This is a genomic window from Burkholderia lata, assembly GCF_000012945.1.
Taxonomy (GTDB): Bacteria; Pseudomonadota; Gammaproteobacteria; order Burkholderiales; family Burkholderiaceae; genus Burkholderia; species Burkholderia lata.
The window spans coordinates 805127-828606 of record NC_007510.1 but is presented as its reverse complement, the minus strand read 5'-3'; the positions used below and the strand labels follow the sequence as shown (position 1 = coordinate 828606).

The 23480-nt window shown below is 66.5% G+C and carries 27 protein-coding genes and 1 riboswitch; of the genes, 12 read left to right on the top strand and 15 right to left on the bottom strand.

Annotated elements, in window-relative coordinates:
- Positions 1-68: 68 nt before the first annotated feature.
- Genes fahA through BCEP18194_RS09625 form a run of 5 tightly spaced genes read right to left on the bottom strand, consistent with a single transcriptional unit; the run spans position 69 to position 5998 of the window.
- Positions 69-1373, bottom strand: a complete 1305-nt coding sequence (gene fahA / locus BCEP18194_RS09645; RefSeq protein WP_011351096.1) for a fumarylacetoacetase — start codon at positions 1371-1373, stop codon at positions 69-71.
- Positions 1370-2704 (bottom strand): homogentisate 1,2-dioxygenase, encoded by a 1335-nt coding sequence (hmgA, locus tag BCEP18194_RS09640; RefSeq protein ID WP_011351095.1) that lies wholly within the window; start codon positions 2702-2704, stop codon positions 1370-1372. The genes fahA and hmgA overlap by 4 nt, the downstream gene beginning before the upstream one ends.
- 15 nt (positions 2705-2719) lie before the next feature.
- On the bottom strand, positions 2720-4081 hold the full coding sequence (locus BCEP18194_RS09635; protein ID WP_011351094.1) for an MFS transporter: 1362 nt from the start codon (positions 4079-4081) through the stop codon (positions 2720-2722).
- Positions 4078-4308, bottom strand: coding sequence for a DUF2783 domain-containing protein (locus BCEP18194_RS09630; RefSeq protein WP_011351093.1), 231 nt, complete (start codon positions 4306-4308; stop codon positions 4078-4080). Before BCEP18194_RS09630 ends, BCEP18194_RS09635 begins: the two co-directional genes overlap by 4 nt.
- Positions 4309-4336: 28 nt before the next feature.
- Complete coding sequence (locus BCEP18194_RS09625) at positions 4337-5998, bottom strand: FAD-dependent oxidoreductase (protein ID WP_041492750.1); 1662 nt, start codon at positions 5996-5998, stop codon at positions 4337-4339.
- Between the two features lie 346 nt (positions 5999-6344).
- On the opposite strand from BCEP18194_RS09625, the gene BCEP18194_RS09620 reads away from it, so the two are divergent.
- Entirely contained in the window at positions 6345-7148 is an 804-nt protein-coding gene (locus BCEP18194_RS09620) for an EAL domain-containing protein (protein ID WP_011351091.1), read from the top strand.
- A gap of 218 nt (positions 7149-7366) precedes the next feature.
- Here the strand turns inward: BCEP18194_RS09620 and BCEP18194_RS09615 are convergent, their stop codons facing one another.
- Positions 7367-7777 (bottom strand): GFA family protein, encoded by a 411-nt coding sequence (locus BCEP18194_RS09615; protein WP_011351090.1) that lies wholly within the window; start codon positions 7775-7777, stop codon positions 7367-7369.
- A 135-nt stretch (positions 7778-7912) separates the two neighbouring features.
- Positions 7913-8704, bottom strand: coding sequence for an IclR family transcriptional regulator (locus tag BCEP18194_RS09610; RefSeq protein WP_011351089.1), 792 nt, complete (start codon positions 8702-8704; stop codon positions 7913-7915).
- A gap of 311 nt (positions 8705-9015) precedes the next feature.
- Here BCEP18194_RS09610 and BCEP18194_RS09605 point away from each other — a divergent pair, with 311 nt between their 5' ends.
- Positions 9016-10203 carry an acyl-CoA dehydrogenase gene (locus BCEP18194_RS09605; protein ID WP_011351088.1) on the top strand — a complete coding sequence of 396 codons (1188 nt, stop codon included), beginning with the start codon at positions 9016-9018 and terminating at the stop codon, positions 10201-10203.
- Positions 10204-10354: 151 nt separating this feature from the next.
- On the opposite strand, the gene BCEP18194_RS09600 is transcribed toward BCEP18194_RS09605, so the two are convergent.
- Positions 10355-10993, bottom strand: a complete 639-nt coding sequence (locus tag BCEP18194_RS09600) for a peroxiredoxin (protein WP_011351087.1) — start codon at positions 10991-10993, stop codon at positions 10355-10357.
- Positions 10994-11311: 318 nt separating this feature from the next.
- On the opposite strand from BCEP18194_RS09600, the gene BCEP18194_RS09595 reads away from it, so the two are divergent.
- The 3 genes from BCEP18194_RS09595 (at position 11312) to BCEP18194_RS09585 (ending at position 12614) form a co-directional block, all read left to right on the top strand.
- Positions 11312-11614 carry a DUF883 family protein gene (locus BCEP18194_RS09595; RefSeq protein WP_006494044.1) on the top strand — a complete coding sequence of 101 codons (303 nt, stop codon included), beginning with the start codon at positions 11312-11314 and terminating at the stop codon, positions 11612-11614.
- Positions 11615-11737: 123 nt separating this feature from the next.
- Positions 11738-12127: a phage holin family protein gene (locus BCEP18194_RS09590; RefSeq protein ID WP_011351086.1), complete on the top strand. Its 390-nt coding sequence runs from the start codon at positions 11738-11740 to the stop codon at positions 12125-12127.
- Positions 12128-12170: 43 nt separating this feature from the next.
- The gene (locus BCEP18194_RS09585; protein WP_011351085.1) at positions 12171-12614 is read left to right on the top strand and encodes a DUF3318 domain-containing protein; all 444 of its coding nucleotides are present in this window, start codon (positions 12171-12173) and stop codon (positions 12612-12614) included.
- A gap of 54 nt (positions 12615-12668) precedes the next feature.
- On the opposite strand, the gene BCEP18194_RS09580 is transcribed toward BCEP18194_RS09585, so the two are convergent.
- From BCEP18194_RS09580 to glyA, 7 genes are all read right to left on the bottom strand, one after another.
- Positions 12669-13115, bottom strand: coding sequence for a type IV pilin protein (locus BCEP18194_RS09580; RefSeq protein WP_011351084.1), 447 nt, complete (start codon positions 13113-13115; stop codon positions 12669-12671).
- Positions 13112-13573, bottom strand: coding sequence for a pilus assembly protein (locus BCEP18194_RS09575; RefSeq protein WP_041493015.1), 462 nt, complete (start codon positions 13571-13573; stop codon positions 13112-13114). Before BCEP18194_RS09575 ends, BCEP18194_RS09580 begins: the two co-directional genes overlap by 4 nt.
- 203 nt (positions 13574-13776) lie before the next feature.
- Positions 13777-14610 (bottom strand): type IV pillus assembly protein, encoded by an 834-nt coding sequence (locus BCEP18194_RS09570; protein WP_011351082.1) that lies wholly within the window; start codon positions 14608-14610, stop codon positions 13777-13779.
- A complete protein-coding gene (locus BCEP18194_RS09565) occupies positions 14600-15010 on the bottom strand; it encodes a type IV pilus modification PilV family protein (protein WP_011351081.1) in 411 nt (136 codons plus the stop codon). Before BCEP18194_RS09565 ends, BCEP18194_RS09570 begins: the two co-directional genes overlap by 11 nt.
- Positions 15007-15540, bottom strand: coding sequence for a GspH/FimT family pseudopilin (locus BCEP18194_RS09560; RefSeq protein ID WP_241025467.1), 534 nt, complete (start codon positions 15538-15540; stop codon positions 15007-15009). The genes BCEP18194_RS09565 and BCEP18194_RS09560 overlap by 4 nt, the downstream gene beginning before the upstream one ends.
- 183 nt (positions 15541-15723) lie before the next feature.
- Positions 15724-16203 (bottom strand): transcriptional regulator NrdR, encoded by a 480-nt coding sequence (gene nrdR, locus BCEP18194_RS09555; protein ID WP_006476792.1) that lies wholly within the window; start codon positions 16201-16203, stop codon positions 15724-15726.
- A gap of 6 nt (positions 16204-16209) precedes the next feature.
- Entirely contained in the window at positions 16210-17457 is a 1248-nt protein-coding gene (glyA, locus tag BCEP18194_RS09550; protein ID WP_011351079.1) for a serine hydroxymethyltransferase, read from the bottom strand.
- A gap of 137 nt (positions 17458-17594) precedes the next feature.
- Positions 17595-17695, bottom strand: a riboswitch (ZMP/ZTP riboswitch).
- Positions 17696-17875: 180 nt separating this feature from the next.
- On the opposite strand from glyA, the gene BCEP18194_RS09545 reads away from it, so the two are divergent.
- From BCEP18194_RS09545 to pal, 7 genes are all read left to right on the top strand, one after another.
- Positions 17876-18622 (top strand): SDR family NAD(P)-dependent oxidoreductase, encoded by a 747-nt coding sequence (locus BCEP18194_RS09545; RefSeq protein ID WP_011351078.1) that lies wholly within the window; start codon positions 17876-17878, stop codon positions 18620-18622.
- Between the two features lie 102 nt (positions 18623-18724).
- Positions 18725-19210: a tol-pal system-associated acyl-CoA thioesterase gene (gene ybgC, locus BCEP18194_RS09540; protein WP_011351077.1), complete on the top strand. Its 486-nt coding sequence runs from the start codon at positions 18725-18727 to the stop codon at positions 19208-19210.
- 131 nt (positions 19211-19341) lie between these two features.
- The gene (gene tolQ / locus BCEP18194_RS09535) at positions 19342-20019 is read left to right on the top strand and encodes a protein TolQ (RefSeq protein WP_041492749.1); all 678 of its coding nucleotides are present in this window, start codon (positions 19342-19344) and stop codon (positions 20017-20019) included.
- Between the two features lie 10 nt (positions 20020-20029).
- Entirely contained in the window at positions 20030-20479 is a 450-nt protein-coding gene (gene tolR, locus BCEP18194_RS09530; protein WP_011351075.1) for a protein TolR, read from the top strand.
- Positions 20476-21531: a cell envelope integrity protein TolA gene (gene tolA, locus BCEP18194_RS09525; protein WP_011351074.1), complete on the top strand. Its 1056-nt coding sequence runs from the start codon at positions 20476-20478 to the stop codon at positions 21529-21531. The genes tolR and tolA overlap by 4 nt, the downstream gene beginning before the upstream one ends.
- Before the next feature lie 109 nt (positions 21532-21640).
- On the top strand, positions 21641-22936 hold the full coding sequence (tolB, locus tag BCEP18194_RS09520; RefSeq protein ID WP_011351073.1) for a Tol-Pal system beta propeller repeat protein TolB: 1296 nt from the start codon (positions 21641-21643) through the stop codon (positions 22934-22936).
- 17 nt (positions 22937-22953) lie between these two features.
- The gene (gene pal / locus BCEP18194_RS09515) at positions 22954-23466 is read left to right on the top strand and encodes a peptidoglycan-associated lipoprotein Pal (RefSeq protein WP_011351072.1); all 513 of its coding nucleotides are present in this window, start codon (positions 22954-22956) and stop codon (positions 23464-23466) included.
- Positions 23467-23480 lie beyond the last annotated feature (14 nt).

The window sequence follows — 23480 nt, the reverse complement described above, 5'->3', positions numbered from 1 at the left end:
ACACTGCATAAACGACGACGGCCCGCGCAATGCGGGCCGTCGTGCTCACGGACGCGCTACGTTGCGCGTTACGCCTTCAACGCCGGCAGGATCTTGCCGACACACGCACCGAAGCCGACGCGATAGCCATCACCCTGGCACCATCCGGCGAGCGTGAGCTCGTCGCCGTCCTCGATGAACGCGCGGCTGCCGCCGCCGTTCAGCGCAACCGGCTCCTTGCCGTTCCACGTCAGTTCGAGCAGGCTGCCGAACGAATCCTTCGTCGGCCCGCTGATCGTCCCCGAACCCATCAGGTCGCCCACACGCGTGTTGCAGCCCGCGACCGTGTGATGCGCGAGCTGCTGCGCCATCGTCCAGTACATGTGCTTGAAGTTCGTGCGGCTGATCGACGTCGCTTCGGCCGCCCCTTCCTCGCGCAGCGTCACTTCGAGTGCAATGTCGAACGCATGCTTGCCTGCGTGCTGCAGATACGCGAGCGGCTGCGGCGACTGCTCCGGCTGCGCGACGCGGAACGGTTCGAGCGCGTCGAGCGTGACGATCCACGGCGAGATCGTCGTCGCGAACGTCTTCGCATTGAACGGGCCGAGCGGCACGTATTCCCATTGCTGGATGTCGCGCGCGCTCCAGTCGTTCAGCAGCACCATCCCGAAGATATGCGCTTCCGCGTCCTCGCACGCGATCGGCTCGCCGAGCGCGTTGCCCTGGCCGACGATGAAACCTGTCTCCAGTTCGATGTCGAGCTTGCGGCATGCACCGAACACCGGACGCTCCTGGTCGGGCAGCTTCAGTTGCCCGTTCGGACGCCGCACCGGCGTACCGCTCACGATCACCGACGACGCACGGCCGTTGTAGCCGATCGGCATCTCCGACCAGTTCGGCAGCAGTGCATTCTTCGGATCACGGAACATCGAGCCGACGTTGGTCGCGTGCTCCTTCGACGAATAGAAATCGGTGTAGCCGGGAATCTCGACCGGCAGATGCAGCGTCGCGTCGCGCTGCGCGACGAGCACCTGTGCTCGCAACGAAGCATCGTCACGCAGCTTCGCGTTGTCGCGCGAGAACAGGTCCGACAGCTGCACGCGCACGCTGCGCCATGCGTCGCGGCCGAGCGCGATGAACGCGTTGAGCGTCGGTGCGGCAAACACATCGGCGCCGGCCGGCAGCGTCACGAGGCCAGCACGAGCGAGCGCTGCAAGATCGACGATCTGGTCGCCGAGCGCCACGCCGGCACGGCGCGACGCTTGTTTCGCATCGCTGAAGATCCCGAACGGCAGGTTCTGGATCGGGAAATCGCAGGCGGAATCGTTCGCCGTCTCGACCCAGCTCTTGCGAGCCGGGTCGAGCGTCGCGCGCCAGTCTTGGGTATCGCTCATCGTTGCTCCGGATTGAAGTGTTTCTTGATGCCTTGCCAGCATTCGAAGTAGTCCGCCTGCAGCTGCGCGGTGTCGAGCGCATAGCGCGTCGGCCGGATCAGCGTGCGGGTTTCGAACATGAACGCCATCGTCGCGTCGACCTTGTGCGGCTTCGTCGTGTCGCTCGCGGACGCCTTCTCGAACGTATCCGCGTCGGGCCCGTGGCCCGACATGCAGTTGTGCAGGCTCGCGCCGCCCGGCACGAAGCCTTCGGCCTTCGCGTCGTACGCGCCGTGCACGAGCCCCATGAATTCGCTCGCGACGTTGCGGTGGAACCAGGGCGGGCGGAACGTGTCCTCGGCCGCGAGCCAGCGCGGCGGGAAGATCACGAAGTCGATCGTGTCGACGCCCGGCGTGTCGCTCTGCGACTGCAGCACCAGGAAGATCGACGGATCGGGATGGTCGAAGCTGATCGAGCCGATCGTGTTGAACAGGCGCAGGTCGTACTTGTAAGGCGCGTAGTTGCCGTGCCATGCGACGACGTCGAGCGGCGAATGACCGATGTCCGCGCGCCACAGGCGGCCGTTCAGCTTCGCGATCAGCTCGAATGCGCCTTCGCGGTCTTCGTACGCGGCTTGCGGCGTCAGGAAGTCGCGCGGGTTCGCGAGACCGTTCGAGCCGATCGGGCCGAGATCCGGCAGGCGCAATTGCGCGCCGAAGTTTTCGCAGATGTAGCCGCGCGCGTCGCCGTCCGGCAGCGTGACGGAAAAACGCACGCCACGCGGGATCACCGCGATCTCGAACGGCTCGACCTCGACCCGGCCGAATTCGGTCGCGATGAACAGGCGCCCCTGCTGCGGCACGATCAGCAGTTCGCCGTCCGCGCTGTAGAAGAAGCGGTCCTGCATCGAGCGGTTCGCCGCGTACAGGTGGATCGCGCAGCCGTTCATCGCTGCGGCCGAGCCATTGCCGGCCATCGTCACGAGCCCGTCGACGAAATCGGTCGGCTCGACCGGCATCGGCAGCGGATCCCAGCGCAGCTGGTCCGGCGGCGTCGGCGGCACGTCGGCCGAGTCGCCGAATTCCGACACGAGGCGCTGCGGGCCCGCATACGGCTCGAACGGCCGGTGCACGGCCGCCGGGCGGATGCGGTACAGCCACGAGCGGCGGTTGTGGCCGCGCGGCGCGGTAAACGCGGTGCCCGACAGCTGCTCCGCATACAGCCCGTACGGCGCGCGCTGCGGTGAGTTGCGGCCGTGCGGCAACGCGCCGGGCAGTGCCTCGGTCGCGAATTCGTTCGCGAAACCGCTCTGGTAGCCGGCGTTCGCCGGTTTCGACAGGTCAAGCGTCATCGTTTCCTTTCTCCCTCAATTCATCGCGGCGTTCGGCGCCTGCGCGCCATTGCGCCGCGTCACACCGGCAAGCCCGAGGACGAACAGCGCCGAGCACAGCACGGGCACCGCGGCCGCGTGGAACAGCGCACCGTTCGACCAGTTGAGCGCAATCAGTTGTCCGCCGACGAGCGGCCCGAGCACCGAGCCGATCCGGCCGATGCCGAGGCTCCAGCCGATGCCCGTCGAGCGCAGCGACGTCGGGTAATACTGGCCCGCGAGCGCGTTCACGGCCGGCTGCCCGCCGACCACGCAGAACCCGCCCGCGAACACCACCACCAGCAGCCACGGCAGCGCATGCGCGACCGAGCCGATCAGCCCCACCGACACGGCCGCGCACGCGAAGCATGCGAACAGCACGCGCACGAAGCCGTAGCGTTCGATGAACCAGCCGAGCGACAGCGTGCCGATCACGCCGCCCGTCTGCAGCACCGTGCCGACGATCACCGCCGTGCCCTGCGAATAGCCGGCGTCGCGCATCACGGTCGGCAGCCAGTTCGACAGGAAATACAGATCGATCAGGTTCATGAAGCTGATCGCCCACAACAGCAGCGTGACCGGCAGGCGGCCGTGGCTGAACAGCTCGGCGACCGGCGCGCCGGTCGCGGCGCGCTCGCGTACCACGAGCCGCGTATTCGCATCGATGCCGGCCTGCGGCGCGAAGTGCGCGAGCCAGTCGCGTGCCTGCGCGACGCGCCCTTTCAGCACCAGGAACTGCAGCGATTCGGGCAGCCGCGCAACCATCGCGATCGTCAGCACGAGCGGCACCGCGCCGCCGACGAAGAACACCGACCGCCAGCCGAGCGCCGGAATCAGCGCGGCGCTGATGAAGCCGCCGAGCGCCGCGCCGAGCGTGAAGCCGCACGACACGATCATCATCCGCTTCACGCGATGCGTGGCCGGGCTGAACTCGCCGACCAGCGCCATCGCGTTCGGCATGATGCAGCCGAGGCCGAGGCCCGTGACGAAGCGCAGCGCCATCAGCACCGGGATCGAACCCGCGAACGGCGTCGCGAGCATCGTCACCGCGAAGAACAGCGTCGAGCCGATCAGCACCGGGCGCCGCCCGATCCGGTCGGCCAGCACCGACAGCCCGAGCGCGCCGAGCAGCATCCCGAACAGGCTCGCGCTGAACACGGGCCCGAGCGCCTGCTTCGGCACGCCCCATTCGGCGATCACGCTCGGCGCGACGTAGCCCATCGCCTGCGCATCGAAACCGTCGATCACGAGGCACAGCCCGCACAACACGAGCAGCATCCAGTGAAAACCCGGGCGATGGGTGTCGTCGATCACGCTCTCGACTTCGAGCACGCGCGCGTCGGCCGGCGCCGCGCTCATTGCGTCACCTCGGCGGCCGGATGCACGGGCGGTGTCACGCCCTGGCGCGCGAGCGCCATCGCTTCGCGCAGCACGCCGGCGTCGCCGATCTGGTTCGCGAGCAGCAGGATCAGCTTCGCGTTGACGAGCTGGCTGTCGGCGTCGGACAGGTCGCGATGCATGTCGATCAGCGCTTCGTAGAACGCGTCAGGGTCAGCCAGACGCGGGCGGGTGTCGAGTGGGGGCATGACGGAGTCTCCGGTGTCTTTATCGTTATCAGCGTGCGCAGGTCGCGCGCGCCAGTGCGTCGGCCAGCGCCTGACGGTCGAGCGTGCGCGTCCGCGCGCAGACATGCTGGTCGGGGCGCAGCAGGTAGAACGTGCCGGGCTTCGCGTCGTAGCGTTGCGCGGCGAAGCCGTCGACGTCCTCCACGACGACGACACCCGCGGCCGGCTGCGCGTGCCCGGCCGGCACGACGAGCACGGGCCGCACCGGCAGCGCGAGGCCGTCGAGCGCCTGCGCAAGCGCGGCCGCATCGCCCGGCAACCCGAACAGCACGCCGGTGAAGCCGCTGCTCAAATGTTGCAGCAGCCAGCCCGACGCGCCCTGCGCACGCACCGGCGCATCGGCCGCCGCGGCGCCCGGCCGCATCGCGCCCGCGAACGCGTCGCCGTTGCGGTCCGGCGTGTTCAGCGGCGAATCGGCCAGCACCGCCGGCACCGACAGGCGGCCGCTGTTCACGAGCTTGCGCGCGAACTCGCAGTCGCGCGCGAGCTTCAGCGTCGCGTCGCGGAACACGCGCGACACCGGGCTCTTCGGCGTGATGAAGTCGGTCGAGCGCGTCGAGTTGCGGATGTTCTCGTCGGCCGCGAACTCGCGCTCACTCGCATAGGTGTCGAGCAGGCTGTCGGCGGAACCGCCGTCGAGCACCAGCTTCAGCTTCCATGCGAGGTTGTCGGCGTCCTGCACGCCGCTGTTCGCGCCACGCGCGCCGAACGGCGACACGCCGTGCGCGGAGTCGCCCGCGAACAGCACGCGGCCGTGCCGGAACGACTCCATCCGCTGGCAGCGGAACGTATAGACGCTCACCCATTCGAGTTCGAACTCGACGTCCGGCCCGAGCAGCGCGCGCACGCGCGGGATCACGCGCTCCGGCTGCTTCTCGGCGACGGGGTCGGCATCCCAGCCGAGCTGGAAATCGATGCGCCACACGTTGTCGGGCTGGCGATGCAGCAGCACCGACTGATTCGGGTGGAACGGCGGGTCGAACCAGAACCAGCGCTCGGTCGGAAACTCCGCCTTCATCTTCACGTCGGCGATCAGGAAGCGATCCTTGAACGTGCGGCCGTGGCTTTCGAGGCCCATCATCGTGCGCATCGGGCTGCGCGAGCCGTCGGCCGCGATCACGTACTGCGCGCGCAGCGTCGTGACGCCTTCCGGCGTCTCGATCGTCAGCACTGCGTGTTCGGCTGACTGGTCGATGCCCGTCACCTTGTGCTTCCAGCGGATGTCGATGTTCGGCAGCTCGAACGCGCGGTCGGCCAGGTAGCCTTCGACGTAGTACTGCTGCAGGTTGATGAACGCGGGGCGCGCATGCCCTTCCTCGGGCAGCAGGTCGAACGCGTACAGCTGCTCGTCCTGCAGGAACACCTTGCCGACGTGCCAGCTCACGCCCTTGTCGACGAAGCGCTCGCCGCAGCCGAGCCGGTCGAAGATCTCGAGCGTGCGCTTCGCGAAGCAGATCGCGCGCGAGCCGGTCGACAGCGTGTCGTCGTCGTCGAGCAGCACGACGGGTACGCCCTGCTGCGCCAGGTCGATCGCCGCCGCAAGGCCCACCGGGCCCGCGCCGACGACGATCACCGGGTGAACGGCGGTGTCCTGCGCGCGCGGACGGTATTCGAACTTCAGCGTCTGGTAATCGATGCTCATGGTCGCCATCCGCTCCTCAACCCTGCCGGGCGCCCGTCATCCCGCCCGTCACCTGCCGGTGCGCCGCTCTCCCGCGTGCAATTCCTGTCAACCGCCACGTCTCGCTCCTTGCTTCCTGTTGATTCGTAACGGCGCCGTCTCGCGGCGCCCGCATGCCGCATTTCTTGATCGGCGACAAATCCTGGATTTACGAATAGTAAAACCAATTACGAATAGTGAAATAAACGTAAACCCTAGGCGAAGCGTCGACGACGGGATAACCATATGAACGAAACGCCAAGCCGAGCTTGGCCGGCGCTGCTAATATCAAGCTACGAGGCGGCCCGTTCGGCCGCCGTTTTTCCTTCTTACGCCGATGATTCCGCCCACCATTCCCGAGCTGGTCGCCCGTGCCGGGCAACTGCCGTATCTACGGGATCACCTCGCGCTCGCCGATGGCGGCACTGCAAGCGCGAACCTGCCCGAGCGCACGCTCGGCAGCGCCTACGAACCGATCTACGACGTGACGATGCCCGGTGCGCCGCAATCGACGTCGTTCGCCGACACGATCGAGCGCTACGGCGACGAGCTCGGTTTCCAGGCCGTCACGCTGGTGACGGGGACGCCGCACGATCCGGTCGACTCTGCCGTCGATGACCAGACGCTCGTCGCGATCGACCGCCTGTCGCGCGCGCTGCATGCGATCAATTTCTTTGGCGCGCAGCGCCATGGGCTGCTGTTCCTGCGCGTGCACGAACGGCTGCTGAAGAGCGTGAAGTACGACCACGGCAAGCATTTCTCGACGGTGCTGCAGCGCTTCGGGCTGCCGACCGAGCGGATCGTGATCGAGCTGCCGGCGGTCGCGGTCGCACACAAGACCTTCCTCGGCTACCTGACGCGCAGCTACCAGCATCACGGCTTCAAGGTCGCGGACAAGCTGCCCGACCCGGGACGCATCCTCGCGGTCGAATCGGAGATGGCGCGCCCGGACTACATCAAGATGGATGCGGGCATCGCGTTGCGCGACGGGATGGTCAAGGCGCTCGTCGCGTATGCGCAGCGCGTGCGAATTCCGCTGATCTTCGACGGCGTCGTCGACGAAACGCAGTGCGAGCTGCTGCGCCAGCACGACGTGCGGTTCATGCAGGGGCCCGTGTTTGCGAAGGTCGTGACGGCCTGAGCCTGAGTGGATAAAGGATTCCGCACACGCGGGGCGCCGCGTGCCGACTGTGGAATACCGGTGATGTGACGGGGATCGGGCCGCCTGGCTTGCCCCGTCGCCCGATGTCCGGCGGGTGGTTGCCGGCCTCGTGGAAAGAGCGGCTTCGCGGGCGCGCACGCGCCTCGATGTCGGTGTCGGTGTCGGTGTCGGTGTCGGTGTCGGCGGTTATCTACCGCTTACGCCCTTCCGCCATCGTCATACTTGGGCAGATCGTCGCCGATCTCGATGCCCGGGAAGCGATCTCCATACCAGACATGCCAGGCCGGACGCAGCTGCGACGGCTCGTCGAGCGTCGCGGAATTGATCTCGACCGTCTTGGGGGCATCGATGAGCCGGTATTCGAGCTGCGCACCACAACGGCCGCAGAAACGCCGCTCGCCCCACGCGCTCGACGCATAGACCGTCGGCTCACCTTGCAGGTATTCGAACGCGTCGATCGGCACCGATGCCGACGCGACGACCGCCGCGCCTGTCGTGCGCTGGCAGAGCCGGCAGTGGCAAAAACCGGCGTCGGTCGGAACATGGACGATCCGGTACCGGATCGCGCCGCATGCGCATCCGCCTTCCATCGCTTCTGCGTGAGACATGGCAACCCTCTGCGTCGGTGAGCTGGCGAACGATCATGCGCGCGGTTCGCCGGTGGCACAACCGGCCGCGGCCGTGTCGCGCTCGTGCGTTTTCACCCGAGCCGGTGACGGCCCCCTACCGCTCGCGCGCTTCGCTCAGGCCGTCTGCCCGAGCCGCTGCGCGAGCGCCTTCAGCTTCGGCCCGACCTGCGTACGGAACACACCCTCGTCCATCGACGATGCGGGGCCGCTGCAGCTCAGGATCAGCCAGCGCCCCTCGCGCGGCTCGCGAAACGGTACGGCCGCCGCGTTGACGTCCATGTGCCACGCCCGGAACGAATAACAGCAGCCGCCCGCCGAGAACTCGGCCACCGCCTGCTGCGCGGCGGCGACGAGCGCGTCGGCGTCGGCCGCGCCGCCGGCCGCGCGATGCAGTTCCGCATAGAGCGCGCGGCGCACGTCCTCCGGTTGCACGGCCAGGTACGCACGCCCCATCGAGCTCGTCAGCATCGACAGCCGCGAACCGGGCGCGAGCCCGAGCGTCAGCGCCGTCTCGCTGCGGATCGTCTCCAGATAGATCATGTCGAGCCCGTCGCGGCAGCCGAGCGACACGGCCGCGCCGATGTCGCGTGCGAGCGCCTGCATGTGCGGCCGCGCGAGGTCGATCGTCCCCGAGCCCGACAGCAGCGCGTAGCCGAGCGACAGCACGCCGGCGTCGAGCGCATACTTTCCGAGCGTCTCGTCATAGCGCAGGTAGCCGAGCACGGTCAGCGTGTAGGCGAGCCGGTTCACGGTTGCCTTCGGCAGCCCGGTGCGCTCCGCGAAATCGCGGTTGCCGAGCATCGTCTCCCCGGGCCGGAATGCGCGCAACAGGTCGAGCCCGCGCGCGAGCGCGACGACGAACTTGCGTTCGTCGATCGTGGTTTCGTCGATGGTTGAAAGTGTCATCTGGTGCTACACTGGGTTCGATTTGCAAAACATTGTTCCGCACAGCGGAACTTCCGTCAAGCAAACTCTCAGGCATGGAACCCGGCTGAATCAGGGACCGACCGCAAAGCATGGGACTCGGGAAAGCGTTGGAGTGCCGACTCGGGCCGACCGCAAAGCATGGGACCCGAGTAAGCGCTGAAGTGCCGACTCGGACCGGCCGCAAAGCATGGGGCCCGAGTAAGCGCTGAAGTGCTCACTCGGGTCGACCGCAAAGCATGGGACCCGAGTAAGCGCTAAAGCGCTAACTCGGGTCGACAGGAGATGAGACGATGAGTGCTGCAACTTTTCATTGGGACGATCCGCTGCTGCTCAACCAGCAACTGACCGAAGAAGAGCGGATGGTGCGCGATGCCGCGCAGGCGTACGCGCAGGACAAGCTCGCACCGCGCGTGACCGAAGCGTTCCGCCACGAGCGCACCGACGCCGAAATCTTCCGGGAGATGGGCGAAGTCGGCCTGCTCGGCCCGACGATTCCCGAGGAATACGGCGGCCCCGGCCTCAATTACGTAAGCTACGGCCTGATCGCCCGCGAAGTCGAGCGCGTCGACTCGGGCTACCGGTCGATGATGTCCGTGCAGTCGTCGCTCGTGATGGTCCCGATCTACGAATTCGGCTCCGACGCGCAGAAGCAGAAATACCTGCCGAAGCTCGCCACCGGCGAATGGATCGGCTGCTTCGGGCTGACCGAACCGAACCACGGCTCCGATCCGGGCAGCATGGTCACCCGCGCGAAGAAAGTGCCCGGCGGCTACTCGCTGTCCGGCGCGAAGATGTGGATCACGAACTCGCCGATCGCCGACGTGTTCGTCGTATGGGCGAAGCTCGAAGAGAACGGCAAGGACGCGATCCGCGGCTTCATCCTCGAGAAAGGCTGGAAGGGCCTGTCGGCACCGGCGATCCACGGCAAGGTCGGGCTGCGCGCATCGATCACCGGCGAGATCGTCCTCGACGAAGTGTTCGTTCCGGAAGAGAACCTGATGCCGAACGTGAGCGGCCTGCGCGGCCCGTTCACATGCCTGAACTCGGCGCGCTACGGGATCGCATGGGGCGCACTCGGTGCCGCCGAATCCTGCTGGCACACCGCGCGCCAGTACGTGCTCGATCGCCAGCAGTTCGGCCGGCCGCTCGCCGCGAACCAGCTGATCCAGAAGAAGCTCGCCGACATGCAGACCGAAATCACACTCGGCCTGCAAGGCGTGCTGCGCCTCGGCCGGATGAAGGACGAAGGCACGGCGGCTGTCGAGATCACGTCGATCATGAAGCGCAATTCGTGCGGCAAGTCGCTCGACATCGCGCGGCTCGCGCGCGACATGCTCGGCGGCAACGGTATCTCCGACGAATTCGGCGTCGCACGCCACCTCGTGAATCTCGAAGTGGTCAACACGTACGAAGGCACGCACGACATCCACGCGCTGATCCTCGGCCGCGCGCAGACCGGCATCCAGGCCTTCTTCTGATCGTCCGGATGCGGAAAGCGCGGCCGCCACGCCGCGCGCGCGTTCGCGCAAAAGACACGGCCCGCCCGGCATGACTGCCGGGCGGGCCGTTTTTCATCTGATCCGTGCACCGGGCCGCCGGCCCGGTATCGCGTTGATGTGCAGCCGTTGCTTACTTGTTCGGCTGCGGCGTGAGGCGCAGATACGGACGCACCGCGTTGAAGCCCTTCGGGAAGCGCTTCTTCAGCTCTTCCGGATCCTGCAGCGACGGCACGATCACGACGTCGTCGCCATCCTTCCAGTTGCCGGGCGTCGCGACCTTGTAGTTGTCGGTCAGTTGCAGCGAGTCGATTACGCGCAGCACTTCGTCGAAGTTGCGCCCCGTGCTGGCCGGGTACGTGATGGTCAGTCGCACCTTCTTGTTCGGGTCGATCACGAACAGCGAACGCACCGTCAGCGTTTCGTTCGCGTTCGGGTGGATCATGTCGTACAGCTGCGAAACCTTGCGGTCCGCATCGGCGATGATCGGGAAACCGACGACCGTCGACTGCGTTTCGTTGATGTCGTTGATCCAGCCCTTGTGCGATTCGACGCCGTCGACCGACAGCGCGATCACTTTGACGTTGCGCTTCTCGAATTCGCCCTTCAGCTTCGAGGTCAGCCCGAGTTCGGTCGTGCACACCGGCGTGTAGTCGGCCGGATGGGAGAACAGGACACCCCAGCCGTCGCCCAGCCACTCGTGAAACTTGATCGGGCCCAGGCTCGATTCCTGCTCGAAATCCGGTGCGATGTCGCCAAGACGCAGACTCATGATGTTCCCTCCTCGAACGATGCTGGTTGAAACCGCGCCCGGATCGGCGCGGGAAAGTCTGTCAGCTTACGGGAAGCAATGGGGCGTGCGAACGATTATTCCGTTTGATATTCATACTTTTTTGTCATTTTTGCCCGGTGTCGGTGCGGGACGGGCGGCCATGCGGGAAACTTTTCACCCCGTCTGGCGCTCTGTTGATGATTACAAGTCGTTTACCATGCGGTCTTGCACGGCCGTCGTGTGTCTTCCCGGCTCGCCAGCAGGCAGGCGTTTCGCTACGATGTGAACCTGCAGCATGACAGCACGAAGGGAGTTGCAATGTCGGAAATCAACAAGGAGAAACTGATGTCGGATATCAAAACCGTTCTCTCGGACGCCGAAGACCTGCTCAAGCAAGCTGCGAGCAGCACGGGCGACCGTGCGGCCGAGCTGCGCGAGAAAGCCATGTCGCGCCTGAAGCAGGCCAAGGAAAAGGCAGCCGACGTCCAGGTCGTGGTGGTCGAGAAAGGCAAGAAGGCCGCACGCGCGACCGACGACTACGTGCACGAGCATCCGTGGACGTCGATCGGCGTCGCTGCTGGCGTCGGCGTGCTGATCGGCCTGCTGATCAACCGCAAGTAACGCGCTCTGCGCCGTTTCGTCCCGTTGGCCGCGTCGCGCGGCCTGCGGGCGTCGAAGCCAGCTGGCGGTTTCCGCCGGCCGGCTTTGTCCTAGCTGCACACTGCACGCGCACGCACCTCACCCATGACGACAGACACCACCTCGCAGCCGTCCGGCCAAGGACCGCTGCGCCGCCTCGTCGGCTCCGCGATCGGACTTCTGCAAACGCGCCTCGAACTGGTGGGCATCGAGCTTGCCGAGGAGAAGGAGCGCCTGATGGGCGTGCTGTTCCTCGGGCTCGCCGCGATGATGCTCGCGACGATGGCACTCATCAGCCTGACCGTACTCATCGCGATCGCGTTCTGGGATACCTATCGCTGGCAGTCGCTCGCGGCGATCACCGCGCTGTATGCCGCGGGCGGGATCGCATGCGCACTGAAGGCCCGCTCGGGCCTGCGCGATGCGCCGACCGTATTCGAGGCGACGCTCGCCGAACTCGAGAAAGACCGCGAACTGTTCCGCGGCAAGCCGTGAACGCAGTCGCGCTCACCCCTCCCACCTACTTCGCCGACGCGCCATGAGCCAGAACATCACGGGCAATTCACCCCGCTCCCATTCGTCGCGATCGAACTGGAGCGCGTCGCAGCATCGCGCACTCCGCAAGGAACTGCTGATCCTGCGATCCGAAGTCGAGCGGCTCGAACTCGCGGAAGCCGCCGGCGAAATGCGCCAGGCCGTCACGCGCTTCAGCTGGCTCAAGGTGTTCGTCCCCGGCCTGTCCAGCAACAAGTTCAGCCAGTCTGCCAAGAATCTGAACACGAGCCTCGGCCAGCTCGTCAACCAGTATCCGATGCTGAGCTCGCTCGCATCGCTCGTGCTCGCCAAACCCGTTCGCTCGCTGCTGCGCGCGAGTGCGGGGCCCGCGCTGAAGTGGGGCACCCTCGGTTTCGCGGCATGGGAGGTCTACCGGATCTGGAAGCAGTCCCGCGACGAGCGCGGGCTCGACTCGCACGACGACTGACCGTCGGCATCCTGCGCGCACGGCCAAGCGCCGTGGCGCGCCCTCCCGCCGAACTCAACGCACACCCCAGCACGCCGCGACCTGTCCATCGGCGCCATCACTCCGCACATTGCCTTTCGTCCCGTCCGAACGCAGCGTGAATGCACCGCACGCATCGTCGTGCATCGGGCCCGTGTCGAGCGGGATTGCCTCCAGTGCATAACTCACCGGCGAATCGTCGCCCTCCGGCCGCCTGAGCGCCAATCGATAGATCGCGCGCCCGTCCGGCGGCGCTTGCGTGAGCGCCATCGGCAATGCCGAAGGCGGCCCACCGTCCAGTGTTTCGAGATATTGAGCCGCTCGGTACAACGCGGCGACCGCCGACGCGCGATGAACGCGCACGACATGCTCGCGATACGACGGGATGCCCCATCCGGCCAGCACCGCGACGATCGCGAGTACGATCATCAGTTCGATCAGCGTGAATCCCGCCGAGCGGTACACAAACGTGCGACCGATCATCGAAGCACCGTCGCGACGCGACGCCAGTGCAGGGCGACGATGTGTCCGTCGCGGATCGCGACCTGATGCTGCAGCCAGACGGCGCTCGATGCATGCGTACCGACGCCACGCGCGGTGACGACGTACGCACGGCCACCGGTCGGCCCTGCCCCGCGCCACGCTTCGATCAGACATCGAGGCGGTTGCGCAGCCATCGGCCATCCGGCAATCGGCGCGAACGCTTCGGCGGCCGCCAGCGCCGGCATGCGCCGCCACGCGTCAGGCTCCGCGTGCGACGCGCCTTCGCTCACGTACGGCGCCGCGCCCCGGCGCAATCGCGCGGTGCACGCGGCCAGCGCGGCATCGGCTGCGTGGAACGCGACCAGCCGATCGGACAACATTCGCGTGCGGCGCGATTCCGTCAGTGCGGCTTCGAACCACGTGCCTGTCAGCGCCGCAACCGCCGCGCCAACCGCGATCACTGCGGGCAATGCAAGGCCCGCTTCGCGACGCCAATCATGGCTGGCTGACCGCGAGCGTATGTGCGGCGCTCGCTGGCTCGTTGCCGGGGTTTCCGCACCTGCCGCAAGCCACGGCACGTGGCCGTTTGTCGCCATACGCTCGTGCGTGTTGCGTAACGCGACGCGTCGCGACCTCCCCCGCGCGTACCGCCCCACTCCGTTCATCGCAGCACCTCGCGTTCATCCGCTGCATCGCGCCACGTATCCTCGGATGCGCGCGCTGAATTCCTCAATGCGACGATGCGATCGAGCGTCAGACGCGCGCGGCCGTCTTGCGCAACGACAGTGCGGCCGTCGCAGTCGACATGCCGCACCGGCTCGCCCGCCGGTTCGCCGCGCGCCCGCACGCAGACGTGCACGGCCACGACGTCGCGCCAGTCGTCGCCGCGCAATGCATCGGCATCGACGAACTGCGTGCCACCGCGGCGAAGATAGCGCATCCGCAACTGATCGATTCCCGACACGACCGGCTGCGGCGTGCCCGGACGGCCGTTTCCTTCGCAATACAGTTCGGGCTCGCCCGTCGACGGACTGGTGTGCACATCGAAGCGGTTCTCCACCGGCGCACGTTCCCCGGACACGCCGACACCCTGCCCGAGGCAATCCGATACCTGACCGCTAACGGTGAGCCACGTCGACACCGCATCGCCAACGTAGCCGATCAGCAACGCGTCCGACACACCGCGCACGGGCTCGCACCGTACCTGCGCGCCCTCGCCTCTCACACGTGCCATCGAACAGCCGAACACGGGGGGCAACGACCACACGCCTTCCCCATCGAGCGGCCGGAATCCGGCCATCTGGATCTGCTGGCCGATCAGCATCAGTGCGGTGCCAGCAGCATCGCGCATCCGGAACCCGTCGTCCGCGCGCCGCTGTGCGACGCGCTGCGCGTGGTACAGCGCACCGGCCGCCGCGAGCACGAGCAGACCGACGGTCATCGCAATCAACACTTCAAGCAGCGTATGCGCACGCATGCGGCGATCAGCGTTCATCGGCGTCAGCCTCCCGATACGGAATCCGGACGCACGACGGCGGCTGCGTCGACCTGCCCGCCGCTTCGCATCGCGGCCCGGTAGCTGCCTGGCCGCCCCGCCAGCCGACAACCGCGTAGCGGACGCCATCCGGCCCGTCACCTTTCGTCATCGTGCCGCCGGGCAGCGACGCTGCGACCCGCGCCGCGAGGCCATCGTCGGCTTCCGCGGCTACGTGCAAGCGCTCGATACGCGCATCGGCCAGCCACAGCGCGCGTTCACGCCAGATCGTCGCGCGCTGCGTACGCGCCATCGCAAGCTGACTGCCCGCCACGGCCAGCATCACGGTCGCGAGTAGCGCGATGGCCAGCATCGCTTCGATCAGCGACGTGCCGCGCACTGCGTTGCGCATGGCACTCATGCCGCGTCGCAGCGGCCGGTCACAATCCGCGCCCGTCCGCCTGCCGCGATCCGCACGCAACGCGATGCATGCGCGTCGTCAGCCCCCGGCACATCGCGTCGCGGACGCAATTCGAAACGGCGGATGCCACCGATTGCCTGACCGACCGGCGGCGCGAACGCGAGATCGTGCGCGGCACCCGCGACGGCCACGTCGACATCGCGCGGATACCGCCGCAGCACGCGTGACTGCCCGTCGACCTGCCCGCTGACGATCCAGTCGCACGACCATTCGGCCGGATCGCACCGTTCGCCGGCGCGCAGACAGGTGCCGGCGCTCCCGGCCCGGCACAGCGTGACGCGCACGCCGAGACGCGTCGCCTCGGTACGTGCAAACGACAGCGCACCGAGCAACGCGCGCGACCGTGCATCCACACGTTCGCGCATGCGCCACTGGTCGAACGCGGGCGCCGCATAGAGCGCGAGCCCGGCCGCCAGCGAGATGGCAACCATCAGCTCGACGAGCGTGAACCCGCCCGAGCGTCGCAACATGTTTTTCAGGGGGTGAGCGTGCAGTCCCATCGCAGTCGTCCTTCGCCAAGGTGATGCGACGACTGTAGCGGCGCGTGCGAACGCGCACCATTTGCCGAATGGCCGACTGGCGGCATGCGATCGCGACCGACACAATCGGCGCGAACTGACCCAACGGAGAAGACGATGAACGGACGCAGCGCGTCAGCGCTTACGCGGAGTCTTGGCGGGAGAGGCGCGACGGAACTCTTCGATCACGTCGGCAAATTCGGAAACGTCCTCGAACCGGCGATACACCGATGCGAAGCGGACATAAGCGATCGTATCGAGGCCGCGCAACTCGTTCATCACGAGCTCGCCGAGCTTCTCGCTACGCACTTCGCGCTCGCCTGTCGCGAGCAGTTGATATTCGATGCGGGCGACCGCCGCGTCGATTGCGTCGGCAGCAACCGGCCGCTTGCGCAGCGCGAGTTGCATGCTGGCGACGATCTTGCGACGGTCGAATTCCGTGCGGCTGCCGTCCTTCTTCACGACGAACGGCAGGGACAGCTCGACCCGCTCGTACGTCGTGAAGCGCTTGTCGCAAGCCGAGCAGCGACGGCGCCGCCGGATCGCGGCGCCATCTTCGGACACGCGCGAGTCCACGACCTGCGTGTCGTCATGCCGGCAGAACGGGCAGCGCATCGTCGATCAGCGATAGACCGGGAAACGCTTGGTCAGCTCGGCGACCTGCGCGCGCACGCGCTCGATCGTCGCTGCATCTTCCGGGTTGTCCAGCACGTCCGCGATCAGGTTACCCACCTGTTCCGCTTCCGCCGGACCGAAGCCGCGCGTCGTCATTGCCGGCGAACCCAGGCGCACACCGCTCGTCACGAACGGCTTTTCCGGATCGTTCGGGATCGCGTTCTTGTTCACCGTGATGTGCGCCGCGCCCAGCGCTGCTTCCGCCGCCTTGCCCGTGATGTGCTTCGCACGCAGGTCCACCAGCATCACGTGGCTTTCCGTACGGCCCGACACGATCCGCAGGCCACGCTTCACCAGCGTTTCAGCCAGCACGCGGGCGTTCTCGACCACCTTCTCCTGGTACGCCTTGAATTCCGGCGACAGCGCTTCCTTGAACGCCACGGCCTTGCCCGCGATCACGTGCATCAGCGGGCCGCCCTGGATCCCCGGGAAGATCGCCGAGTTGATCGGCTTCTCGTACTCGGCCTTCATCAGGATCACGCCGCCGCGCGGGCCGCGCAGGCTCTTGTGCGTCGTCGTCGTCACGAAGTCCGCGTGCGGCACCGGGTTCGGGTACACGCCCGCTGCGATCAGGCCTGCGTAGTGGGCCATGTCGACCATCAGGTACGCGCCGACCGACTTCGCGATCTTCGCCAGACGCTCGAAATCGATCTTCAGCGAGAACGCAGACGCGCCCGCGACGATCAGCTTCGGCTTGTGTTCCTGCGCGAGCTGCTCGGCCGCTTCGTAGTCGATGTCTTCGTTTTCGTTCAGGCCGTAGCTCACCACGTTGAACCACTTGCCCGACATGTTCACGGGCGAGCCGTGCGTCAGGTGGCCGCCGTGCGCGAGGCTCATGCCCATGATCGTGTCGCCCGGCTTGAGCATCGCGAAGAACACGCCCTGGTTCGCCTGCGAACCCGAGTTCGGCTGCACGTTCGCCGCTTCCGCGCCGAACAGCTGCTTCACGCGGTCGATCGCCAGCTGCTCAACGACGTCCACGTATTCGCAGCCGCCGTAGTAGCGCTTGCCCGGATACCCTTCCGCGTACTTGTTCGTGAGTTGCGAACCCTGCGCAGCCATCACGGCCGGGCTCGTGTAGTTTTCCGACGCGATCAGCTCGATGTGATCTTCCTGGCGGCGGTTTTCCTGCTCGATCGCGGCAAAGATTTCGGGATCGACGTTCGCAATGGTGCTTTGGGCTCTGTCAAACATACGGTTTCCGTTAAGTGTGTACAGGTTGACCGGAGCGGCCGAGTACGGTGCGCTGCTGGCGGGACCAGCTCGACGTGGCGGAAGAATCCGTATGACGCGAGGCGGGACAGCCACCGGCGATGCACGCGACGGCGCACAACGGCTGCCCAGGCGAACGGCAAAAACGGCGCCCCGCGCTTCACGGTGGGATGCTCCACCTTGAACCCGAAGGGTTCTATCGCCAGTCACGCGGGGGTGATGAGCGCGTTAGTGTATTGGATGCGTCATGAATAGGCAACCGCACGGCGGTGCGCTGGAAGCAATTGGGGCCAGACTCTACGCGCCCGTGCGGGAACGCTTTGCCGCCTTGCCGCGGTGCGGCAATCTCAGTAGGCTTGCGGGATACCACTCGCTATTTTGTTATCGACCAGGAGCAGCAATGATCGTGTTCGTCACAGGCGCGTCCGCCGGCTTCGGCGCCGCCATCGCCCGTGCCTTCGTCAAGGGAGGCCACCGCGTCGTCGCGACCGCGCGCCGCAAGGATCGCCTCGATGCGCTCGCCGCCGAACTCGGCGATTCCCTTCTGCCGCTCGAGCTCGACGTCCGCGATCGCGCGGCCGTCGAGGCCGTGCCGGCCGCCCTTCCCGCCGAATTCGCGGCGCTCGACGTGCTCGTCAACAACGCCGGCCTCGCGCTCGGCGTCGAGCCGGCCCAAAAGGCCAGCCTCGACGAATGGCACACGATGATCGACACGAACTGCACGGGCCTCGTCACGGTCACGCACGCGCTGCTGCCCGGCATGATCGATCGCGGCCGCGGTCACGTCTTCAATATCGGCTCGGTCGCGGGTTCGTACCCTTATGCGGGCGGCAACGTCTACGGCGCGACCAAGGCTTTCGTCAGACAATTCAGCCTGAACCTGCGCGCCGACCTGCTCGGCACGCCGCTGCGCGTCACCGACATCGAGCCTGGCCTGTGCGGCGGCACCGAATTCTCGAACATCCGCTATCGCGGCGACGACGCCAAAGCGGCGAACGTCTACAACAATGTCCAGCCGCTGATGCCCGAGGACATCGCCGACACGATCTACTGGATCGCGACGCGTCCGGCGCATGTGAACGTCAACACGATCGAGCTGATGCCGATCGCGCAAGCCCCGGGCGGCCCGACCGTCCACCGCGGCTGAAGCCACGCGGGCCGGCCCCTTCCGGGCCGGCCCGCAGTGTGCTACGGCATACTACATTCCGTTACGAATCGGTTACGAATCAGGCTCCTGCCTTCCGGTAGAATGCGCGCCATGACCCAGCCTACCCGCTCCCCGGAAGCGCCCTCCGGCTTCATCTGGCCGGTGCGCGTGTACTACGAGGATACCGACGCAGGCGGCATCGTCTTCTATGCCAACTACCTGAAGTTCTTCGAACGCGCCCGCACCGAGTGGCTGCGCGCTTGCGGCATCGACCAGCGTCAGCTCGCCGACGACACCGACGCGATCTTCGTCGTCCGCAGCACGTCGCTCGACTACCGCGCACCGGCGCGACTCGACGACACACTGGCGATCACGAGCCGGCCCGGACGCATCGGCCGCGCATCGGTGGAATTCACGCAGGAAGCCTGGTGCGGAAACACGCTGCTCGTGGCCGGACACATCCGTCTCGGCTGCGTCGCCCGTACCGGCATCCGGCCCGCGGCCATCCCGCCGGCCGTGCTCGACGCGCTGCAGCGCGGGCCCGTCATCGACGACGGGCAGACTGCACTGTCAACGAAGCTCGCATGAGCCCCGTTTAGACAAAGCCTATGAACTTGCCTTTCTGATTCGATACTAAGCAAGGTTCGGCGTCAGGCATGGCCGGCGCGCCGCGCCACACGCATACCGGGCGCCCCCGAAGGGACGTTACTCAAACCTCTATGAACACTTCTCAAGACCTGTCGATCATTTCCCTCGTCCTCAACGCGAGCGTGCTGGCCCAGGCCGTGATGGGGCTGCTGTTGCTGCTGTCGCTGATGTCGTGGACCTTCATCTTCCGCAAGTGGTTTGCGATCCGCCGCGCACGCGTGCAGACCGAACGCTTCGAGAAGGATTTCTGGTCGGGCGGCGACCTGCAGGCGCTGTACCAGAGCGCAGCCAACAACCGCCACACGATCGGCGCGCTCGAACGCATCTTCGAATCAGGCATGCGCGAGTTCCTGAAGGCGAAGGAAAAGCGCATCAGCGATCCGGGCCTCGTGCTCGACGGTGCACGCCGCGCGATGCGCGCGTCGTTCCAGCGTGAGATGGACGTGCTCGAAGCGAACCTCGCGTTCCTCGCATCGGTCGGCTCGGTCAGCCCGTACATCGGTCTGTTCGGCACGGTCTGGGGGATCATGAACTCGTTCCGCGGCCTCGCGAACGTGCAGCAAGCCACGCTCGCGAACGTCGCACCGGGCATCGCCGAGGCGCTCGTCGCCACCGCGATCGGCCTGTTCGCCGCGATTCCGGCGGTGGTCGCGTACAACCGCTACGCGCACGACATCGACCGCCTCGCGATCCGTTTCGAGACCTTCATCGAAGAGTTCTCGAACATCCTGCAGCGTCAGGCCCAGTAAGGAGCGCGCCATGGCAGGAAGTCCCATCCGTTCCAGCATGCGCGGCGGCCGCTCGCGCCGCGCAATGGCCGACATCAACGTCGTGCCGTACATCGACGTGATGCTGGTGCTGCTCGTGATCTTCATGGTCACCGCACCGCTCGTCGCCCCGTCGATCATCAACCTGCCGACCGTCGGCAACGCCGCGCCGCAGGAGCAGACGCCGCCCGTCGTCGTCAACATCAAGGCCGACCGCACGATGAGCGTCAAGTACAAGGGCGACTCGGGCGCGACCCAGGAAGACACGATGACGAAGGCCGAGCTCGACAGCTTCATCGTCGCCCGGCAGGCTGACCATCCGGACCAGCCGGTCGTGATCGCGGCCGACAAGACCGTGCAGTACGATGCCGTCATGACCGTGATGTCCGATCTGAAGGCGCGCGGCGTCAAGCGCGTCGGCCTCCTCGTCAAATCGCAATGAACCGGCAGCAATCCACGCGCAGCTCCGCCTACCCGCCTCAGCCTCCCCGCGAGCGCGGCACCTGGCGCGCATTCGCGCTCGCCGCGCTGATGCACGTGCTGCTCGCGCTGTTTCTCTATCACGGCGTGCAGTGGCAGAACAGCACGCCGGCCGGCGCCGAAGCCGAGCTGTGGACCGAGGTGCCGGATGTCCCCGCGCCGCGGCCCGTCGTCACACCCACACCGCCCGTGAAGGTCGCGCCGCCCCCTCCCCCGGTGCGCGACGAGCAGGCCGACATCGCGCTGCAGCAGAAGAAGCGGCAGCAGGAAGCGGCCGCGCGTGAAGCGCTGCTCGAGCAGCAGCGCCGCGCGCAGCAACTGAAGGCCCAGCAGGAAGACGAAGCCCGGCGCGCGCAGCTCGCGGCGCAGCAGGCAGCCGCACTCGCCGCGCAGAAGGCCGCGGAACGCGACAAGCAGAAGCAGGCCGACAAGCTCAAGCAACAGCAGCTCGCCGAGCAGCAAAAGCTCGAACAGCAGAAACTTCAGCAGCAGAAACAGGCGCAGCTCGAAGCGCAGCAGGCGGCGAAGGCGAAGGCCGACGCGGCCGCGAAGGCAAAGGCGGAAGCCCAGGCCAAGGCGAAGGCCGAAGCCACGGCGCGCGCGAAGGCCAATGCGGCAGCGAACGCCAAGCTCGACCGCGAGCGCAGCGCACGCCTGGCACAGATGCAGGGCCTGTCCGGCGCCGGTGAAGGCGGCGGCGAAGGCCTCGCGAAAAGTGGCACGGGCACGGGCTCCGGCGGCAATGCCGCCACGCCCGGCTATGCCGACAAGGTGCGCCGCCGCGTCAAACCGAACATCGTTTGGGGCGGCGAGCGAGCAGGCCTGACCACCGTCGTCAAGATTCGGTGCACGCCGTCCGGTGACGTATTGAGCGCATCGGTTTCCCGCTCCAGCGGGAATTCGGGGTGGGATCAAGCCGTGGTCAATGCAATCCACGCATCGGTCCCGTTGCCGCCCGATTCTAACGGTCGTACCCCGTCGGACATTACGATTACCTTCAAGGCAGCGGAGTGAAAGGAAATGCGCTTACACTCCGGGCGTCGCTGTCGGACGGGAACGAATCGGGTATTTTTACTGTCTCTGCCGTTGCGCAGCGATCCAAGCCATACGGGAAGCAACAAGCATGAGTTTGATGACAAAGCTAGGTTTCAGGGCACTCGTGGCCTCGTGTCTGATTACGGCGGGCAGCGCCGCTAACGCCCAGGTCAACGTGCTGATCACCGGTGTCGGGTCGACCCAGTTCCCCATCGCCACCGCGAATTTCGCGAACGAGGCGAACCTGCCGCAGCAGGTCACGTCGATCGTGCGCGCCGACCTCGCCCGCAGTGGCAAATTCACCAACATCGACGCAGGCAGCACACCCGTGCCGGAGTCCGCATCGGTCGATCTCGGCGCATGGAAGGCCAAGGGCGCGAATGCGTTCGTCGCCGGCAGCGTAAACCGCGAGGCGAACGGCCAGTACAAGGTCAACTTCATCCTGTACGACACCGTGAAGCAGCAAAGCCTCGGCGGCCTGTCGCTGACGGCCACCGACACCACGCTGCGCACGGCCGGCCACAAGATCGCCGACTACATCTACCAGAAGCTTCTCGGCGTGCGCGGCGTGTTCGCCACGCGCCTGTCGTACGTGATCAAGACCGGTAACCGCTACCAGCTGCAGATTTCGGATTCGGACGGCCAGAACGCGCGTATCGCACTGTCGAGCACCGAGCCGATCATCTCGCCGTCCTGGTCGCCGAGCGGCACGAAGGTCGCGTACGTGTCGTTCGAGCGCAAGAAGCCGATCGTCTACATCCACGACCTGCCGACCGGCCGTCGCTACATCGTCTCCGACCAGAAGGGCAACAACAGCGCACCGGCGTGGTCGCCGGACAGCAACACGCTGGCCGTCGCGCTGTCGCTGACGGGCAATACGCAAATCTATACGGTCAACTCGACGGGCGGCGGCCTGCGCCGCCTCACGCAGAGCAGCTCGATCGACACCGAGCCGTTCTACTCGCCGGATGGCCACTGGATCTACTTCACGAGCGATCGCGGCGGCGCGCCGCAGATCTACCGGATGCCCGCACAGGGCGAAAGCGCCGGTGCTGCGCAGCGCGTGACTTTCACCGGCAGCTACAACACGAGTCCGCGCATCAGCCCGGACGGCAAGCTGCTTGCCTACATCTCCCGCACGGGCGGGGGCTTCAAGCTGTACGTTCAGGATCTGCAGTCTGGCGCGGCGAACGCCATCACGAATACGAATCGCGACGAATCGCCGAGCTTCGCGGCAAACGGCCAGTACCTTCTGTACGCTACCCAGTCGGGTGGTCGCAATGTTCTGGCAGCAGTGCCCTCCGACGGCAGCGCGCCGCCGCAAATCCTGTCCGTCCAGGGCGGCTCCGTACGTGAGCCGTCGTGGGGGCCCTTCATGCAATGACCACAAGGAGAGTAAACATGATGTCGAATAAAGCTCGTCTGGCCCTGGCCGTGATGATGATCAGCGCGCTCGCAGCGTGCAAGTCGGGCGTGAAGCTCGACGACAAGGCAAACAACGCGGGTGCAGTCAGCACGCAACCGAGCGCCGACAACGTCGCGCAAGTGAACGTCGATCCGCTGAACGACCCGAACAGCCCGCTCGCGAAGCGCAGCATCTACTTCGACTTCGACAGCTATTCGGTGAAGGACGAGTACCAGCCGCTGATGCAGCAGCACGCTCAGTACCTGAAGAGCCACCCGCAGCGCCACGTGCTGATCCAGGGCAACACCGACGAACGCGGCACGAGCGAGTACAACCTCGCGCTGGGCCAGAAGCGTGCGGAAGCCGTCCGTCGTGCGATGGCACTGCTCGGCGTGAACGATTCGCAAATGGAAGCCGTGAGCCTCGGCAAGGAAAAGCCGCAGGCAGCGGGTCACGACGAAGCATCGTGGGCGCAGAACCGTCGCGCCGACCTCGTCTACCAACAGTAAGTAACGGAAGAATC

What these genes read in the sequence shown, in the direction of transcription:
- fahA (WP_011351096.1), bottom strand. Translation starts at nt 1,373, where the DNA reads ATGAGCGATACCCAAGACTGGCGCGCGACGCTCGACCCGGCTCGCAAG.
- hmgA (WP_011351095.1), bottom strand. Translation starts at nt 2,704, where the DNA reads ATGACGCTTGACCTGTCGAAACCGGCGAACGCCGGCTACCAGAGCGGT.
- BCEP18194_RS09635 (WP_011351094.1), bottom strand. Translation starts at nt 4,081, where the DNA reads ATGAGCGCGGCGCCGGCCGACGCGCGCGTGCTCGAAGTCGAGAGCGTG.
- BCEP18194_RS09630 (WP_011351093.1), bottom strand. Translation starts at nt 4,308, where the DNA reads ATGCCCCCACTCGACACCCGCCCGCGTCTGGCTGACCCTGACGCGTTC.
- BCEP18194_RS09625 (WP_041492750.1), bottom strand. Translation starts at nt 5,998, where the DNA reads ATGGCGACCATGAGCATCGATTACCAGACGCTGAAGTTCGAATACCGT.
- BCEP18194_RS09620 (WP_011351091.1), top strand. Translation starts at nt 6,345, where the DNA reads ATGATTCCGCCCACCATTCCCGAGCTGGTCGCCCGTGCCGGGCAACTG.
- BCEP18194_RS09615 (WP_011351090.1), bottom strand. Translation starts at nt 7,777, where the DNA reads ATGTCTCACGCAGAAGCGATGGAAGGCGGATGCGCATGCGGCGCGATC.
- BCEP18194_RS09610 (WP_011351089.1), bottom strand. Translation starts at nt 8,704, where the DNA reads ATGACACTTTCAACCATCGACGAAACCACGATCGACGAACGCAAGTTC.
- BCEP18194_RS09605 (WP_011351088.1), top strand. Translation starts at nt 9,016, where the DNA reads ATGAGTGCTGCAACTTTTCATTGGGACGATCCGCTGCTGCTCAACCAG.
- BCEP18194_RS09600 (WP_011351087.1), bottom strand. Translation starts at nt 10,993, where the DNA reads ATGAGTCTGCGTCTTGGCGACATCGCACCGGATTTCGAGCAGGAATCG.
- BCEP18194_RS09595 (WP_006494044.1), top strand. Translation starts at nt 11,312, where the DNA reads ATGTCGGAAATCAACAAGGAGAAACTGATGTCGGATATCAAAACCGTT.
- BCEP18194_RS09590 (WP_011351086.1), top strand. Translation starts at nt 11,738, where the DNA reads ATGACGACAGACACCACCTCGCAGCCGTCCGGCCAAGGACCGCTGCGC.
- BCEP18194_RS09585 (WP_011351085.1), top strand. Translation starts at nt 12,171, where the DNA reads ATGAGCCAGAACATCACGGGCAATTCACCCCGCTCCCATTCGTCGCGA.
- BCEP18194_RS09580 (WP_011351084.1), bottom strand. Translation starts at nt 13,115, where the DNA reads ATGATCGGTCGCACGTTTGTGTACCGCTCGGCGGGATTCACGCTGATC.
- BCEP18194_RS09570 (WP_011351082.1), bottom strand. Translation starts at nt 14,610, where the DNA reads ATGAACGCTGATCGCCGCATGCGTGCGCATACGCTGCTTGAAGTGTTG.
- BCEP18194_RS09565 (WP_011351081.1), bottom strand. Translation starts at nt 15,010, where the DNA reads ATGAGTGCCATGCGCAACGCAGTGCGCGGCACGTCGCTGATCGAAGCG.
- BCEP18194_RS09560 (WP_241025467.1), bottom strand. Translation starts at nt 15,540, where the DNA reads ATGTTGCGACGCTCGGGCGGGTTCACGCTCGTCGAGCTGATGGTTGCC.
- nrdR (WP_006476792.1), bottom strand. Translation starts at nt 16,203, where the DNA reads ATGCGCTGCCCGTTCTGCCGGCATGACGACACGCAGGTCGTGGACTCG.
- glyA (WP_011351079.1), bottom strand. Translation starts at nt 17,457, where the DNA reads ATGTTTGACAGAGCCCAAAGCACCATTGCGAACGTCGATCCCGAAATC.
- BCEP18194_RS09545 (WP_011351078.1), top strand. Translation starts at nt 17,876, where the DNA reads ATGATCGTGTTCGTCACAGGCGCGTCCGCCGGCTTCGGCGCCGCCATC.
- ybgC (WP_011351077.1), top strand. Translation starts at nt 18,725, where the DNA reads ATGCGCGCCATGACCCAGCCTACCCGCTCCCCGGAAGCGCCCTCCGGC.
- tolQ (WP_041492749.1), top strand. Translation starts at nt 19,342, where the DNA reads ATGAACACTTCTCAAGACCTGTCGATCATTTCCCTCGTCCTCAACGCG.
- tolR (WP_011351075.1), top strand. Translation starts at nt 20,030, where the DNA reads ATGGCAGGAAGTCCCATCCGTTCCAGCATGCGCGGCGGCCGCTCGCGC.
- tolA (WP_011351074.1), top strand. Translation starts at nt 20,476, where the DNA reads ATGAACCGGCAGCAATCCACGCGCAGCTCCGCCTACCCGCCTCAGCCT.
- tolB (WP_011351073.1), top strand. Translation starts at nt 21,641, where the DNA reads ATGAGTTTGATGACAAAGCTAGGTTTCAGGGCACTCGTGGCCTCGTGT.
- pal (WP_011351072.1), top strand. Translation starts at nt 22,954, where the DNA reads ATGATGTCGAATAAAGCTCGTCTGGCCCTGGCCGTGATGATGATCAGC.